Here is a 14,054-nt window from a genome sequence, read left to right as displayed (position 1 = left end):
CACGACGCCGATCAACGGCGCAGTCGATGACGGCTGGGAGCTGGCCACGCTGAGCCGCGCTTCGCTCAACGATCCGACCGGCGGCGACATGACCGTCATCGATTTCCCGGTGGCGTTCACGTACTCGACGCCTGAAGACGGCGAGATGGAAATCGACAGCAGCAGCGCGGAAGCACTGCTCCCGCTCGTCGGCGCCAACGGCGCCGCCCTGCCGGCCTGCACGTCGATCGAAGTCGTTGACGTCAAGATCAAGGATCCGGACGGAAACTCGTTCGCCAAGCTCGGCGGCGCGACCGTTCCCAAGTAAGAAGTAATTCGGGCTTCGCTTCGGCGAAACCGGAAGGTACGAACCGGGCGACCTGAGCCCGGAAGCAAAAGCGGGGCGGTGCAGATTCTGCACCGCCCCGTTTCTTTTTGATCCACCTCATTCCGATCCCTGTCCCTGACGGCGAGTACACCCCCGCGTGCCTGTCGATTCCATCCTTCGAGCCGCGCTCTCGTCGCTGTCGGCTTTCGTCTGCTTCTACGCGACAGGACGCGCGATCCTCGGCAAGACGCGACTGGTGGTGCCGGCAAGCTTCGCGCACATCGTCGCGAGCGCGATCGCGACCACGATCGTTGCGATCGTTCTCACCGCCGTCGAACGCTTCACTCTGGGCGCGCTGCTGGCCGGCAACGGCCTCGTCGCACTCGCCGCGACGCTGATCCGCCGCAGGCTCGGCATCGGCGCCGGCGTCGATCTCGCGCCGCCTGCAGAAGACCGGACCACGGACCGGATCGGGCCGCTGGTCCTGCTCGCCGCGCTGACGCTGTACTGGCCGGCCTATCCCACGTTCATCGGTGCGTCCGACTCGACCGCTTACATTGCGTCCGGGGTTTCGCTCGCCCACCACGGAACGCTCGGCCGCGACGACGAGCTCGGCCCGAAGCTGCCGCTCGAGTTGCGCTCGATGCTGTTCGATTCGATGTCGCAGGTTTTCGAGTCGACCGGACCGCCATTCCGGCGCGTTCCCGGGGCCATGATGATCGAGTCGCTCGACTCCGGGCGCGCGTGGCCGTCGTTCTTCCCTGTTCCATCCGTGTGGGCGGCGATCTTCGTGGCGGCCGGTGCGCCCGGCGGCGCGACCTGGGAGGAAGGAGCACCCGGATACTCTCCGGTCTTCATGGCGCTCGCACTGTGGGCGTTCTGGTTGCTGGCGCGCGCGTGGCTGGAGCCGGGCTTCGCGCTGACCGCAGCCATTCTGCTCGGTATCAGCTCGCCGATGTACCTGGTCGCACGGATGCCGCTGTCGGAGCCGATTGCGGCGTTCTTCTGCCTGTCGGGCGCCGCCGTGCTGGCGCGATCACGGATGAATCCCGGACGCATGGACGCGATGCTCGCCGGCGCCGCGTTCGGAGCGGCCGTGCTGACCCGCATCGAGATCGGGCTGATCGTGCTTGCGGCGCTCGCGCTCGAGCCGTTCTTTCGAGCGCGACCGGAGACAGCCGCGCGCGGCGCGCAGACAAACGAGTGTTTGCCGCTGTCCGGCAGCCCGGCCCCGAGCAGCGCCGCGATGACGGTCTTCGCTGTTGCATTCGTCGCGGTCGCCGCGGTGACCATCATTCCGGCGACGATGATTCCCGGCACGTGGACGCTTCCGCTCACCGACCATCTGCGCAACGCATGGATCCGCCTGGTGATCCTGTATCAGGGAAGACCAGCGACATTGACGATCGCCGCAGCACTCGCGGCAATCTTCGGCGTAATGGCCGTCGCGTCGCGATATGCCGGCTGGTCTGCGGTGGTGCGTGCGGCGTTTCTGTTCGCGGTGATCGCCGGGCAGGCGACGGCGGCGCGCTTTCTCTACGACCGGACGCCCATGTGGCTTTCATTCTCGATCGGCTGGACCGGACTCGCGCTTGCGGCGATCGGATGTATCGCGGCCTGGCGGAGCCGCGGGCGGCTCGCGGGCGGCTCATTCGTGATTGCGCTCGCGACGATCGTCATTCTGATCCTGTTCTACAATCCGCACGTTTATCCGTCGGTACCGTGGGGTGCCAGGCGCTATGTGCCGCTGCTCCTGCCGCTGCTCATGCTGCTCGGCGTCTACGCCGCGAGCCGTGCGGCGCAACGCAGTCGCATTCTCGCATTCGCGTGCGTGGCGCTGCTTGCGATTCCTGTCGCGCGAGCTGTGGCCCCGGTATGGGGCCGCGAGCTTTGCGAAGGGGGATGGGCAGCGCTCGCCGAGCTGGATGCCGCCATTCCACGCGACGGCACGATTCTCATCGATCGCGAGCTGAGCCCGCTGATGATCGGGCCCGCGCTGTGGCTCGTTCACGATCGCAACAACATCACCGTTCCACCGACGGGTGAGCCGGCCGCGCGCAGGATCCTTCCCGACCTCGTCGCGTTCCTTGCCGGCAAAGGGCCGGTCTATTTCGTCACGCGCGGCCTCGGTACGCAGTCGCGCACGCCGTTCGTGCAGATGAAGGTGATTGCGCGGATGAAGTTCGATCCTCCGTTCCTCGAAGAGACGTACGACCGGCGGCCCGAAAAGATCCAGCGCACGATGAGGCCTGTCGCGATCTACAAGGTCGAGCGCTCGAGCGATCCGAAAGGCGGACCGGTTCAGTAAGGCGCGCTCGCAGATTCCGCCGCGTCAGTGCGCGTAGCCGAGGCTTCGAAGCTGATCCCTGGTGTCGGATTCCGGGGAGGTAAGCTCCGATGCGGCCGGCTTCCGGTTCACTTCGAGCCCCATCCGGCGTGCCTCGCCGGCAAGCGAAAAATACGCCTGCGACGCCGCCGCGCGCTCATCGTCGGGCATTCGCGGGTTGAACAGCAGATTGGCTGTCTCGCCGGGGTCACTCGCCAGGTTGAACAATCGATTGGCCGCGAGCACCGGCGACTTGACGATTTTCCACGGCGGGCGCCGCACCGACCACGCGAGCTCGGTCGGCGATTTCACGTATCCGGCTACCGACGGACGCGGCGCGATGTCGGGCGCGTCCGAGACCAGCGAGAGCAGCGATCGCCCGTCGGGCGCCTTGCCCGCGTCGATTCCGGCGATGTCGAGAATCGTCGCCCCCACGTCCTCGAGGCGCACCTGCGTATCGATGCGGATCGCACGCTTCGCATCACCGCGCGATTTCGGCGGCACGACGACGAGCGGCACGCGCAAGAGCTCGTCGAACAGCGAGTGTCCGTGCATGAAGCCGCCATGTTCCCAGAACTCCTCGCCGTGATCGGACGTGACAATGAGCCATGTGTGTTCGAGTGCTCCGCCGCGATCGAGCGTATCGTAGAAAAGACCGAGCATGCCGTCGGTGTACTGGACTTCGGCGGCGTAGCGGCGCTCCACTTCGGCGCGCGCCGCCGCGTCGAGGTTCTCGTACTGCGTCGCGAACAGCGAGTCGCACGCGCTGCACGGCTGGCGCGCGGCGCCGAAGCCGGGCGGCGCATCGTACGGCCAGTGTGGATCCATCAGATGAAGCAGCATGAACGATGGTGACGCGATGTGGCCGTGCAGCCAGTCGAGAGCGAGCGCTGCACCGTCGACGGCGCGCCCGTGGTACGGACGCATCAGGTAGAAGCCGGGACCGAAGCCGAACCACGGTCGCAGGTACGGATTGTTCAGAAACGCCGACGTCAGGTATCCCGCCTGCCGCAGCGCCGGCGCGAGATACAGCGCGTCCGGATTTCCCCGCAGGACTTCCCAGTCCGAGGCCGTCCTGCCGAACCCGTGCCGGTGCGGATTCCATCCGCTGAGCAAACTTACCGTGGCCGGCAATGTCCACGGCGCCGGCGAAACCGCCTGCGTGAAACGAACTCCCTGCGCGGCAATGCGTGCGAGCTGCGGCATCGTGCCGGTTTCCGATTCGAAGTGTCCGTCGGCGATGTCGGCGCGCAGCGTGTCGACGACGATGAGCAGGATCGATTCGCGCGGCGCCGGCGAAGACGGCCCGCCGCCGCTTCGCGATGCCGCGAGCAGCGCAATCGCCGCGACTGCCGGCGCCAGCGCCGGAATCGCGGTCGCGAGGCGCTGCCGGTTGCGAAGCAGCAACCAGACGGCCAGCGTCGCCGCGAACGTAGCACCGACCACGCCAATGCACGCCGCGAGGCGCGTGCCCGCTTCGATGTGGTCGAACGCGCGATAGATCCGCCCGCCGACCAGCAGCAGGAAGACCCAGCTTCCGATCGAGAGCTCGCGCATCACCGGCGGGTTCTTCGAACGCTCCGAAATCAGCGCGAAAACCAACCCCAGCGTACCGCCCGCGACCGCGAGCCAGCCCATCGCCGCCAGGCTCCCGCCGGTGTGCGACGTGAGCATCGAATGCGGCTCGAGCCAGATCCATCCGAACGACATCGTCGCGATCAGAGCCTGGACCGAAGCATGAAGCCGGTGCACGAGCGCAGCGCGCGCGGGCAGCCGTCGAAGCGCAAAGCGGGCCGCGATGAGGATGCCGATGAACGGCAGCGCCGCATGCAGCGCATCGGACGCGACCACAGTCGCAAACGCCGCTGCGCCGAATCCATCACCGATCGCGAGCGCGATGAGACAGCAGAAGACGACCGCAGCGGCCGTCACGGAACGTCCTGCCGGACGGCGGCGCACGACGCGGCGATTTCGGCGGCGGCGCCAGGCTCGGCGCCGCGCTCGAGCGCACCGGCGAGGTCGCGGCGCGTCCTCGCCGGATGCCGCGTCGCACAGTCGATCGCAGCCCGAGCGAGATACGGCAGCGGGTCGCCGGGGCTTTCCCGGCTGGCAATGTCGAGATGCGACACTGCAGCGTCGTACTGGCCCACGCCCGCGAGCACCCGGGCATAGTTGGTTCGCGCACGCGACGACGGTGACGGACCGGAAACAGCGCTCGCCCACAGCGCGCGGTCGCTGCTCCAGATCGTCATCTGCGCGCGACTTGCCGATGCGAGAACGCATAGAACGACGACGACACACGCGGTGACCGCGAACCGGACGCCCGCCGGCTTCGACAGCTTCGAAAGCGCGAGCGCCAGCCCGATCGCCAGCGGCGGCAGCAGCAGGTACGCGTGACGGTCTGCACCCGGTTCGTGAAGGCCGCCCCAGATGGAGAGCGCAACGACTGTCGTGGCAAACCACGCAAACACGATCCGCCGCGCATCCCGCGCGCCGCTGCGAGAGCAGCCGGCAACTCCTGGTGCGTCGCCGTCGGGCGTCGCAGACATCGTAAAGCTGGCCAACGCGGCGAGCGCCGCTGACGTCGCGAGCGAGCCGAGCAGCAGCGACGCGACGTCGCCCGAACGTGCGTGAGCGAGAAATGCCGTGAGCTCGGGATATTCCGGACGCAACGCCCGCAAGCCGGCGACGCCGGTCGCGTAGTGCACGGCCACGCGGCCCGCCAGCGCGACGCCGCTCAGGTCGAGGGGCGGGAGCCACGGGCCGGTAGCTCCGTACGCGAGCATGCACGCGGCGGCCGCGCACACGGCAGCAAGGACTGCCGCGACGCGGCGCGAGCGCGCTCCACGTGCGCGGATCTCCGCATCGATCGCGAGGATCGACGTCGCGACGAGCGGAGCCGCGAACACGAGACCGCTTTCCTTGGCGGCAACCGACAGCACGAGCAGCGCCATCGCGCTGCGCAGCCGTCCGCCATGCTGCGCGAGCACGGCGCCGAGGCCGAACAGCACGCACAGCAGATCGCGCCGTCCTGCGACATACGCGGCGGCCTCGACGGCAAGCGGATGCACGGCAACGAAGAGCCCGGCGGCCGCGGCAGCCGTGCGCCCGCTGCCGAAGCGCCGGGCGAGAACCGTCACCAGCGCGGCAACCGCGGCATGCAGCAGCGCGTTGTCCAGATGAAAGATCTGCGGCGTTCCGCCGAGCCAGTGATCGACGAAGTAGCTCAGGTAGCGGACCGGCCGGTAGGGAATCCAGCCGCCGAGCGGTTGCGGAGTGCCGTCCGCATCGAGCAGCGAGAGGTCGTCGAAGACAAATCCGTAGCGGACTGCCGGCAGATACTGAATGACGGACACCGCAGCGACGGCCAGTGGCAATGCGAAGATCCCGACGGCCCGCAGGCCCGCAATCTGCCGGAGGCGAGCCGGGAGGCGTGCGAAAGGACGCACCCGCTCACCGGTGTGGGAAGTCGCCGGCCGGGTGGGGAGGCGCGGCAAAGCTTGCGCGGGCAGCGCTCCGGCTGGTCCTTTGATCGCGGAAACAACCGGCACCGGCGGATGATAGCGATGCGGCGTCGATTTTCGAAAACGCGGCGCGGCGAACAGGCCTCGCGGATCGTAGAATCGACCCGCGGTCTGGCGCGCTGCGGCAGAAATCCGCGGTCCGAAACCCCGCCGAAATTCCCCACGGATCGTCGATTTCGACTGGTGTTGCCTGATCCAGTTCGGTACGTGAGTAGTACTCGAGCAGCCTCGCCTGCCGGAAACTGCGCCGGCTCGGAAAAAAAGATGGCGGCTCAACGCGGGTCGAAGAACATCGACCATTTCGCTACCGCAATTCTGGCAACTCCTGGGAGGAAAAAATCGAAATGAAAAAACTCATCATGCCTTTTGCTGTCATCGCCGCGGTGGGAATCTACGCCGGCACTGCGAGCGCTCAATGCACGTTCGGATTCGACGGCGGCACGCCGGAGAATTCCCGCGGTCCGGCGCCGGCAAAGGGCGTCAAGGGATCGATGGTTCGCAACTACGCCGCGTGCACGAGCACCGAGCATCCGACTGCCAATGCCACGACCGAGAGCGGAACCGACGCCTGTCAGCCGGTGACGCCGCCGGTGCTCGGCGGCGGCGGCACGACCTATGCGTATTCCGCAAAGGGCAAGTGCACCGCTTCGACGCAGGCCAAGCTGCTCAAGGATTGCTCGAAGGCTGAGGACTCGGCCGGCAACCCGCTCGGTCTCGAGGCTCGTCCCTGCCACGTCACGTTCGTGCGCAGCAGCTGCAAAGGCATCGTGAAGGCCGACGGCACGACGCCGATCAACGGCGCAGTCGATGACGGCTGGGAGCTGGCCACGCTGAGCCGCGCTTCGCTCAACGATCCGACCGGCGGCGACATGACCGTCATCGATTTCCCGGTGGCGTTCACGTACTCGACGCCTGAGGACGGCGAGATGGAAATCGACAGCAGCAGCGCGGAAGCACTGCTCCCGCTCGTCGGCGCCAACGGCGCCGCCCTGCCGGCCTGCACTTCGATCGAGATCGTCGACGTCAAGATCAAGGATCCGGACGGAAACTCGTTCGCCAAGCTCGGCGGCGCGACTTCTCCGAAGTAAACCGGGTTTCCGCTTCGGCGAAACCGGAAGGTACGAACCGGGCGACCTGAGCCCGGCCGCAAAAACAACGGGGCGGTGCAGATTCTGCACCGCCCCGTTTCATTTCTCGTCGCCGCGCAGAGGTGCGCCGCGTCGCAGCCTGTGAACCGCATCGCACAGTTTTCCTGCTCGCGCGCGATTTGGACTGGATATGCCTCACTCTGGCCTGTAGGAGGAGCATCCGACTCTGAAGGAGAACCGGGAATGCGCAGACTCGTCATGCCTTTTGTCGTCATCGCCGCAGCAGGGATCTACTGCGGCACGGCCGGCGCCCAGTGCACGTTCGGGTTCGACGCCGGCACGCCGGAGGAATCCCGCGGGCCGGCGCCGGCAAAGGGTGTCCGGGGATCGATGGTTCGCGCCTACGCCGCTTGCCCGAGCTATTCGCTGCATCCGGTCAATGCCACGACCGAGAGCGGAACCGACGCCTGTCAGCCGGTTACGCCGCCGGTGCTCGGCGGCGGCGGCACGACCTACGCGTATTCCGCGAAGGGCAAGTGCACGGTTCAGACCCAGGCCAAGCTGCTCAAGGATTGTTCGAAAGCCGAGGACGCGGCCGGCAACCCGCTCGGTCTCGAGGCTCGTCCCTGCCACGTCACATTCGTGCGCAGCAGCTGCAAGGGCATTGTGCGCGCCGATGGCAAAACACTGATCACGGGCGCCCAGGACGACGCCTGGGAGCTGGCCACGCTGAGCCGCGCGTCGCTCAACGATCCGACCGGCGGCGACATGACCGTCATCGACTTCCCGGTGGCGTTCACGTACTCGACGCCTGAGGACGGCGAGATGGAAATCGACAGCAGCAGCGCCGAAGCGCTGCTTCCGCTCGTCGGCGCCAACGGCGCTGCGCTGCCGGCCTGCACGTCGATCGAAATGGTCAGCATCAAGATCAAGGATCCGGACCACAATACGTTCGCGCAGCTCGGCGGGGCGACGGTTCCCAGATAATTCCTCTATCCATGTGACGATCGACGACACATGAAAAAGCTCGTCACGCAGCTTGCGATCGCTGCCACCGTGGGAACCTGCTGCGGAACAGCAAGCGCGCAGTGTGTGTTCGGTTTCGACGGCAGCGCGCCCGAAGACTCGCGCGGGCCCGCGCCTGCGAAAGGCATCCAGGGGTCGATGGTTCGCGCGTTCACCTCGTGCGGAAGCACCGAGTATCCGAACGGCAACGCCACCACCGAGAGCGGAACGTACGCGTGTCAGCCCATCACGCCGCCCACGGCTCCTCCTTTCAGCCCGGATCCAACGCCCTACGACTTCGCCGCCACCGGAAAATGCACCGCGAAGGCCAAGGCCGCGCTGATCAAGGATTGCTCGACGACGACGAACGCGGCAGGCGCTTCCCTTGGCCTCAGGTCCGGGCCCTGCCACGTCACGTATGTAAGCGGCAGCTGCACCGGGATCCTGCGTCCCGACGGCGTGACTCCGATCAACGGCACGCTCGACGATGGCTGGGAGTTCGCGACGCTGAGCCGCGCGACTTTTGACGACCGCGATGGCGGCGACATGACCGTCATCGATTTCCCCGTGGCTTTCTCCTACTCGATGCCGCACGACGGAAAGATGGAATTCGACAGCAGTAGCGCGGAAGCGTTGCTCCCGCTGGTTGGCCCGAATGGCGCCGCCATGCCCGCGTGCACGTCAATCGAATTCGTCGACTGGAAAATCAAGGATCCGGAGGGAGCGACCTTCGCCAGGCTCGGCGGCGCGACCGTACCGAGGTAGCCCGGGCTTTCGGTTGCGCGCAGGTGGATCTGGCTAAAGGGGAGTGGCCGGTTTATCTTCCTCACGGAAGTGCGGGACCAGGCGGCAGGACGTTCCGGCGCGACGATCCCGGCGAACAGAATCCAAAAGGAGCGAGCAGAATGATGAAAGCGAAGTGGATCGTGGTTCTGGTCACGGTTGCCACGCTGTCGAGCGGCTGCATGGCGATGAAAGGCCATCGCAGCAGCAGCAGCGCAGGCGGCGGTGGTGGTGGTGGTGGAACGATCGCCGAGGGCGATCTCATGAGAATCGAAGAAGCAGCCAACCGTGCCGAAGCGGCCGCGAACCGTGCCGAAGCAGCCTCCGAGCGCGCGTCGATGGCATCGGAAAAGGCCGAGGCCGTTTTCCACAAGGGACTGCGAAAGTAACCTTCCTGCGAGAGGGCACGGCCGGCCGGTCGTGCCCTTTTCCCGTCCTTGTTCCCCTTGCCCTACGCTGCTTGCCGCACGCTTGCCATTACGCCCGTCTCTCGCCGGACGCGTCGAACTCGACGATGGTCTTGAGCGCCTCTTCCACCTGGGCCGCCTTGTCGAACGCTTCGCGGATGCTGGCGAGGCCGAAGCGATGGGTGATCAGGTCCTGCTCGCGAATCACGCCACTTTCGATCGCATCGAACGCCGCGCGCGTGTCGTCGGGTCCGCACGAATAACTCGGCACGATCGAGATCTCGTCGAAGTAGATCCGGTACGGTTTGACCGGAAGGACGTCGGCGGGCTTCGACGTCGTGAACAGCACCACGCGTCCGCCGGGCGCGACCGCTTCGATGCTGGCTTCCATCGCTTCGATCGATCCGGGGCCGCAGATGACCGCGTCGGCCTTCTCCCCGGAGCCCATCGCAAGCATTCCGTCGGCGAGTGTCGTCCTGCGTACGTCGATCACATCGTCCGCCCCGAGCTCGAGCGCCCTTCGCAGGCGGAAGTCGACGAGATCCGCGCCGACGACGCGCAGACCCGCGGCCTTGCCTAACACCACGTGAAGCATTCCCATGATGCCGAGTCCGACGACGAGCATCGTGTCGCCGCGGATCAGATCCGCGCGCCTGAGCGACTTGACTGCACACGCTGCCGGCTCGACCAGGCTCGCCGCCGCATAGCTCATCGTATCCGGAAGCCGCAGCGTGTCGGTCGCGAGGTTCTCGGCGCCGACCAGGAAGAACTCGGCCATGCCGCCGGGAACCAGATTGGTGCGGCGCCACGTCGCGCAGTGCACGTGACGGCCGCGCCGGCACTGACGGCACACGCCGCACGGCGCATGGTGATGCACGAACACGCGATCGCCGACGGCGTAACCCGCGGCGCGCACGGATCCGTCCGGATCGGTCGCCACCACGTCGGCCGCGCCTTCGCCGAGCGCGATGATGTCGCCGGCCGGCTCGTGGCCGAACACAAGCGGCGCGCGCCGCTCCAGATACCAGCCCATGATGTCGCCGGTGCAGATGCCGCATGCGCGAGTCCGCACGAGCGCCTGGCCGGGCCCCGGCACCGGCCGCTCGATGTCCTCGACGCGGATATCGGTCGCGCTGTAGAGGCGTGCGACTTTCATTGCGGGTTTCCGGTGGCGGCTGTTTTGTCCGCAGTGATCGCGATCTTCATTTCTCCTGCATCTCCGAGTCGTGCGAACAGCGACGGAACGTCGTCGAGCGCCGCGTGCCCGCTGACCAGAGGCGACCAGTCGATGCCCGCCTGCATCAGGAGCCGGCGCGCTTCGGCAACATCGCGCGGACGGAAATGGAACGGGCTCGAAATCTCGACGCCGTCATAGTGCAGCCGCGAGGTGTCGAAACGTACCTGCGTGCCCGACGCGCAGCCGCCGAACAGCACGACGCTGCCGCCGCGGCGGCACAGCTTCGGCGCCATTTCCCAGACGGCGGGCTCGCCGGTGCACTCGATGACCGAATCGCAGCCGCGGCCGCCGGTGGCTTCGGAGACCAGCGCTTCGAGTTGCTGCAGCCCGGACGGTTCGCCGATCGCAATGGCCGCAAACGCGCCCATGCTTCTTGCCGCTTCGAGCCGCGCTTCGCGGCGCGCGGCCACGATCACGCGCTCGGCGCCGTGGGCCTGGAGGCTGCGAAGCCACAGCATTGCAATCGGTCCGCTGCCGAGAAGCAGAACGGTCGCGTCGCCGCGGATCCGTCGCGACGGGATTTTCGTGAGCCCGAAGCATACCGACGAGAGCGGCTCGAGCAGCGCCGCGTGCTCGAACGAAAGCCCGTCCGGCTTTGCGAAAACGTTGCGCCGCAGGATCCGGGCCGGAACCAGCAGCTGCTCCGCGTAGGCCCCGAACAGAAGCTCGTCGGTCAATGTCTCGCAGAGATTCTCTTCATCGCGCCGGCACCAGAAACAGTTTCCGCACGGCGCGCTGTTGGCGAGCATGATCGCCTCGCCGATCTCGAATCCGGCGACGTCCTTTCCTTTCGCGATGACAATGCCGCTCGCTTCGTGGCCGAACGGCGTCGGGCACGGGAACTTCGGATGTCCGCGCCGGTACGCCTTGAGATCCGTGCCGCACGTCAGCGCCGCGCGCACGTCGATCACGACGTCGCCGGGCCCCGGCGACGGATCAGCCACCTCGCGCACTGCAAGGCGCCCGGGCTGCTCGAGGATGACCTGCTTCATTTCAAAGCGAACCGAGATAGCGCTCGATGCTGTCCATGCCGCGCTCGATCATTTCCATCGAGGTCGCGTACGAGATGCGGAAGTGATCCCTGCTGCCGAAGTCGTTGCCGCCGACGACGCCGACTTCCGCACCTTCGAGGAGCCTCAGCGCAAGGCCGTCGCCGTCAGTGACGCCGGCTTTGGCGAACACGTCGCGGCCGTTGATGAAGACGTAGAACGCTCCGCCCGGAACCGCGACCGACAGGCCGTCGATCGCGCCGACGCGCTCGCAGATGTAGTCGCGCCGCTTGCGGAACTGTTCGACCATTGGCGTGAGCAGCTCCTGCGGGCCCGACAGGGCAGCGGCGGCAGCGGCCTGCGCGATCGAGCTCGGATTGGACGTCGACTGGCTCTGCAGCGTCGTGATCGCGCGAATCACCGCGGTCGGCGCAGCCGTATAGCCGATGCGCCATCCCGTCATCGCATACGTCTTCGAAACCGAATTGCAGATGATCGTGCGGTCGCGCAAGGACGGCTCGAGCGTGACCAGGTGCCGCGGGTGGGTACCGTCGTAGCGGATCATCTCGTAGACGTCGTCGACGATCACCCAGCACGAATGTTTTGCCAGCACGCGCGCGAGCGCGGCAATCTGTTCCTCCGAATAGGTCGCGCCGGTCGGATTGGACGGGCTGTTGAGCACGACGAGCTTCGTCGCCGGCGTAAGCGCCGCTTCGAGCTCGGCGGGCGTCAGCAGGAAGCCGTTGGCTTCGCTTGCCATCGCAATCTTCGCGACACCGCCTGAGAGCGCGGCCATGTCGGGATAGCTCACCCAGTACGGCCCGGGGATGACGACTTCGTCGCCTTCGTCGAGCACCGCCTGCATCGCGTTGTACAGCGAATGCTTTCCGCCGCAGCTCGCGATGACTTCGGCGTCCGAGTAGACGAGCGCGTTGTCGCGCTCGAGCTTGGTGCGGATCGCCTGCTTGAGCCTTGGAGTTCCGCCAACTGCCGTGTAGCGGAATTCGCCTGCACGGATCGCGTCGTGGGCGGATTCGCATACCGACTCCCACGTCGGAAAGTCCGGCTCGCCGGCCGCAAAGCCGATGACCTTGACGCCTTTCTGCTGCAGCTCGAGCACTTTCGACGTCATCGCGAGCGTCGACGACGGCTTGACGCGCGCGAGACGGCTCGCAAGGCGAGGTGCGGACTGTACGGACGCGCTCATGCGTTCACCGTCGCCCTACCCTCATCATCAGGTGCGGCTCGACGGCATCCGGTACCATCCCGTGTACGTCGCCGCCGAGCGACGCGACTTCCTTGACGAGCTTGCTGCTGGTGTAGAAGTGCTGCTCGCCGGCCATCAGGAACACCGTCTCCAGGTCCGGCGCGAGATGCCGGTTCATCATCGTCATCTGGAACTCGTACTCGAAGTCGGCCACGGCGCGCAGGCCGCGGACGATCGTGCCGGCGCCGATGCGGCGGCAGTAGTCGGTCAGAAGACCGTGGAACGCATCGGCCGTCACGCGCGGACCAAATTCGGCGACGACTTCCTGGATGATGGTCACGCGCTCCGGGGGCGTGAACAGCCCGGATGGTTTCTCCTGGTTATAGGCAACGGCGATGCGGACTTCCTTGAACACGACCAGCGCGCGGCGAAGGATGTCGAGATGACCGTTGGTCATCGGATCGAAAGATCCGGGATAGACCGCAAAGCTGGATTTCATCGCTCGACCTCCGCCGGCGCTTGCCGGCTGCCGTCCTGTTCTTCCCGCTCGTCCTGCGTTGCCGCAGCCTCGGCTTCGTAGAGCGCGAGTTTCGTATCGCCGTACGAATCCTCGCGTACCCGCCGCAGCACCAGTCCCTGCCCCTCGACGCGCTCGTCGGTATCTTCGCGGCGTCCGACCTCGACCGTGACCCAGCCGCCCTGCTTTACAAGCCCGAGCGATGCCACCGCCGCCAGTGCATCGCCGGCGAGGCCTTTGCCGTACGGCGGATCGATGAACACGCCGTCGAAGCTTTTCAGCCTCGCGAGCACTTTGCGAAAGTCCTCGCCGATGACCCGGGCCTTCGCCGTCAGGTCGAGGTCGCGCAGGTTTCGCCGCAAGGTCTCGAGCGCCCGGCGCTCCATCTCGATGCAGACCGCGCGCGATGCTCCGCGACTGAGCGCCTCGATGGCAAGCGCCCCGGTGCCTGCGAACACATCGAGCACCGACGAGCCTTCCAGGCCGTAGCGCGCCTCGATGCGACTGAACAGTGCTTCGCGAACGCGATCGCTGGTGGGCCTCGTCCGATGCCCTTCGACCGCCCGCAGACGGCGGCCGCCGAAGGTTCCGCCGATAATTCGCATTCGCCGCCGAATTCCGCTCCGGCCACAGGCCCGAAGCGAAAAGCCGCGGCGTTATACCC

13 protein-coding genes are annotated in these 14,054 nt (G+C 66.7%); 6 read left to right on the top strand and 7 right to left on the bottom strand.

The window, feature by feature from the left end:
• A partial coding sequence (locus VN634_17180) for a hypothetical protein (protein ID HXC52619.1) occupies positions 1 to 307 on the top strand: 307 nt, incomplete at its 5' end.
• 157 nt (positions 308 to 464) lie between these two features.
• Entirely contained in the window at positions 465 to 2,615 is a 2,151-nt protein-coding gene (locus VN634_17175; protein HXC52618.1) for a glycosyltransferase family 39 protein, read from the top strand.
• A gap of 24 nt (positions 2,616 to 2,639) precedes the next feature.
• Here the strand turns inward: VN634_17175 and VN634_17170 are convergent, their stop codons facing one another.
• Together VN634_17170 and VN634_17165 are read right to left on the bottom strand one after the other, a co-directional pair.
• Positions 2,640 to 4,565: a sulfatase gene (locus tag VN634_17170; GenBank protein ID HXC52617.1), complete on the bottom strand. Its 1,926-nt coding sequence runs from the start codon at positions 4,563 to 4,565 to the stop codon at positions 2,640 to 2,642.
• Entirely contained in the window at positions 4,562 to 6,010 is a 1,449-nt protein-coding gene (locus tag VN634_17165; GenBank protein ID HXC52616.1) for a hypothetical protein, read from the bottom strand. The genes VN634_17170 and VN634_17165 overlap by 4 nt, the downstream gene beginning before the upstream one ends.
• 491 nt (positions 6,011 to 6,501) lie before the next feature.
• Between VN634_17165 and VN634_17160 the strand changes: the two genes are divergently transcribed.
• The 4 genes from VN634_17160 to VN634_17145 all read left to right on the top strand — a co-directional run bounded on the left by VN634_17160 (position 6,502) and on the right by VN634_17145 (position 9,422).
• Positions 6,502 to 7,245 carry a hypothetical protein gene (locus tag VN634_17160; GenBank protein HXC52615.1) on the top strand — a complete coding sequence of 248 codons (744 nt, stop codon included), beginning with the start codon at positions 6,502 to 6,504 and terminating at the stop codon, positions 7,243 to 7,245.
• A gap of 243 nt (positions 7,246 to 7,488) precedes the next feature.
• The gene (locus tag VN634_17155) at positions 7,489 to 8,232 is read left to right on the top strand and encodes a hypothetical protein (protein HXC52614.1); all 744 of its coding nucleotides are present in this window, start codon (positions 7,489 to 7,491) and stop codon (positions 8,230 to 8,232) included.
• Between the two features lie 30 nt (positions 8,233 to 8,262).
• Entirely contained in the window at positions 8,263 to 9,015 is a 753-nt protein-coding gene (locus VN634_17150; GenBank protein ID HXC52613.1) for a hypothetical protein, read from the top strand.
• A 140-nt stretch (positions 9,016 to 9,155) separates the two neighbouring features.
• Entirely contained in the window at positions 9,156 to 9,422 is a 267-nt protein-coding gene (locus VN634_17145; GenBank protein HXC52612.1) for an alanine-zipper protein, read from the top strand.
• 88 nt (positions 9,423 to 9,510) lie between these two features.
• Here the strand turns inward: VN634_17145 and VN634_17140 are convergent, their stop codons facing one another.
• Genes VN634_17140 through rsmD form a run of 5 tightly spaced genes read right to left on the bottom strand, consistent with a single transcriptional unit; the run spans position 9,511 to position 13,995 of the window.
• The gene (locus VN634_17140; protein ID HXC52611.1) at positions 9,511 to 10,596 is read right to left on the bottom strand and encodes an alcohol dehydrogenase catalytic domain-containing protein; all 1,086 of its coding nucleotides are present in this window, start codon (positions 10,594 to 10,596) and stop codon (positions 9,511 to 9,513) included.
• Positions 10,593 to 11,669 carry an alcohol dehydrogenase catalytic domain-containing protein gene (locus VN634_17135; protein HXC52610.1) on the bottom strand — a complete coding sequence of 359 codons (1,077 nt, stop codon included), beginning with the start codon at positions 11,667 to 11,669 and terminating at the stop codon, positions 10,593 to 10,595. Before VN634_17135 ends, VN634_17140 begins: the two co-directional genes overlap by 4 nt.
• A gap of 1 nt (position 11,670) precedes the next feature.
• Positions 11,671 to 12,873 (bottom strand): pyridoxal phosphate-dependent aminotransferase, encoded by a 1,203-nt coding sequence (locus VN634_17130; protein ID HXC52609.1) that lies wholly within the window; start codon positions 12,871 to 12,873, stop codon positions 11,671 to 11,673.
• A gap of 4 nt (positions 12,874 to 12,877) precedes the next feature.
• On the bottom strand, positions 12,878 to 13,372 hold the full coding sequence (gene coaD / locus VN634_17125; protein HXC52608.1) for a pantetheine-phosphate adenylyltransferase: 495 nt from the start codon (positions 13,370 to 13,372) through the stop codon (positions 12,878 to 12,880).
• The gene (gene rsmD / locus VN634_17120; protein ID HXC52607.1) at positions 13,369 to 13,995 is read right to left on the bottom strand and encodes a 16S rRNA (guanine(966)-N(2))-methyltransferase RsmD; all 627 of its coding nucleotides are present in this window, start codon (positions 13,993 to 13,995) and stop codon (positions 13,369 to 13,371) included. Before rsmD ends, coaD begins: the two co-directional genes overlap by 4 nt.
• Between the last annotated feature and the right edge of the window lie 59 nt (positions 13,996 to 14,054).

It is taken from the genome of Candidatus Limnocylindrales bacterium, assembly GCA_035571835.1.
In the GTDB taxonomy this organism is placed as follows: Bacteria; Desulfobacterota; Binatia; order UBA1149; family CAITLU01; genus DATNBU01.
The sequence above is the reverse complement of the archived record's forward strand: the minus strand, read 5'-3'. Positions and strand labels throughout refer to the sequence as shown.

Coding starts and splice junctions, on each gene's coding strand:
- rsmD (HXC52607.1), bottom strand. CDS start 13,995: ATGCGAATTATCGGCGGAACCTTCGGCGGCCGCCGTCTGCGGGCGGTC.
- VN634_17130 (HXC52609.1), bottom strand. CDS start 12,873: ATGAGCGCGTCCGTACAGTCCGCACCTCGCCTTGCGAGCCGTCTCGCG.
- VN634_17155 (HXC52614.1), top strand. CDS start 7,489: ATGCGCAGACTCGTCATGCCTTTTGTCGTCATCGCCGCAGCAGGGATC.
- VN634_17140 (HXC52611.1), bottom strand. CDS start 10,596: ATGAAAGTCGCACGCCTCTACAGCGCGACCGATATCCGCGTCGAGGAC.
- VN634_17135 (HXC52610.1), bottom strand. CDS start 11,669: ATGAAGCAGGTCATCCTCGAGCAGCCCGGGCGCCTTGCAGTGCGCGAG.
- VN634_17150 (HXC52613.1), top strand. CDS start 8,263: ATGAAAAAGCTCGTCACGCAGCTTGCGATCGCTGCCACCGTGGGAACC.
- VN634_17145 (HXC52612.1), top strand. CDS start 9,156: ATGATGAAAGCGAAGTGGATCGTGGTTCTGGTCACGGTTGCCACGCTG.
- VN634_17160 (HXC52615.1), top strand. CDS start 6,502: ATGAAAAAACTCATCATGCCTTTTGCTGTCATCGCCGCGGTGGGAATC.
- coaD (HXC52608.1), bottom strand. CDS start 13,372: ATGAAATCCAGCTTTGCGGTCTATCCCGGATCTTTCGATCCGATGACC.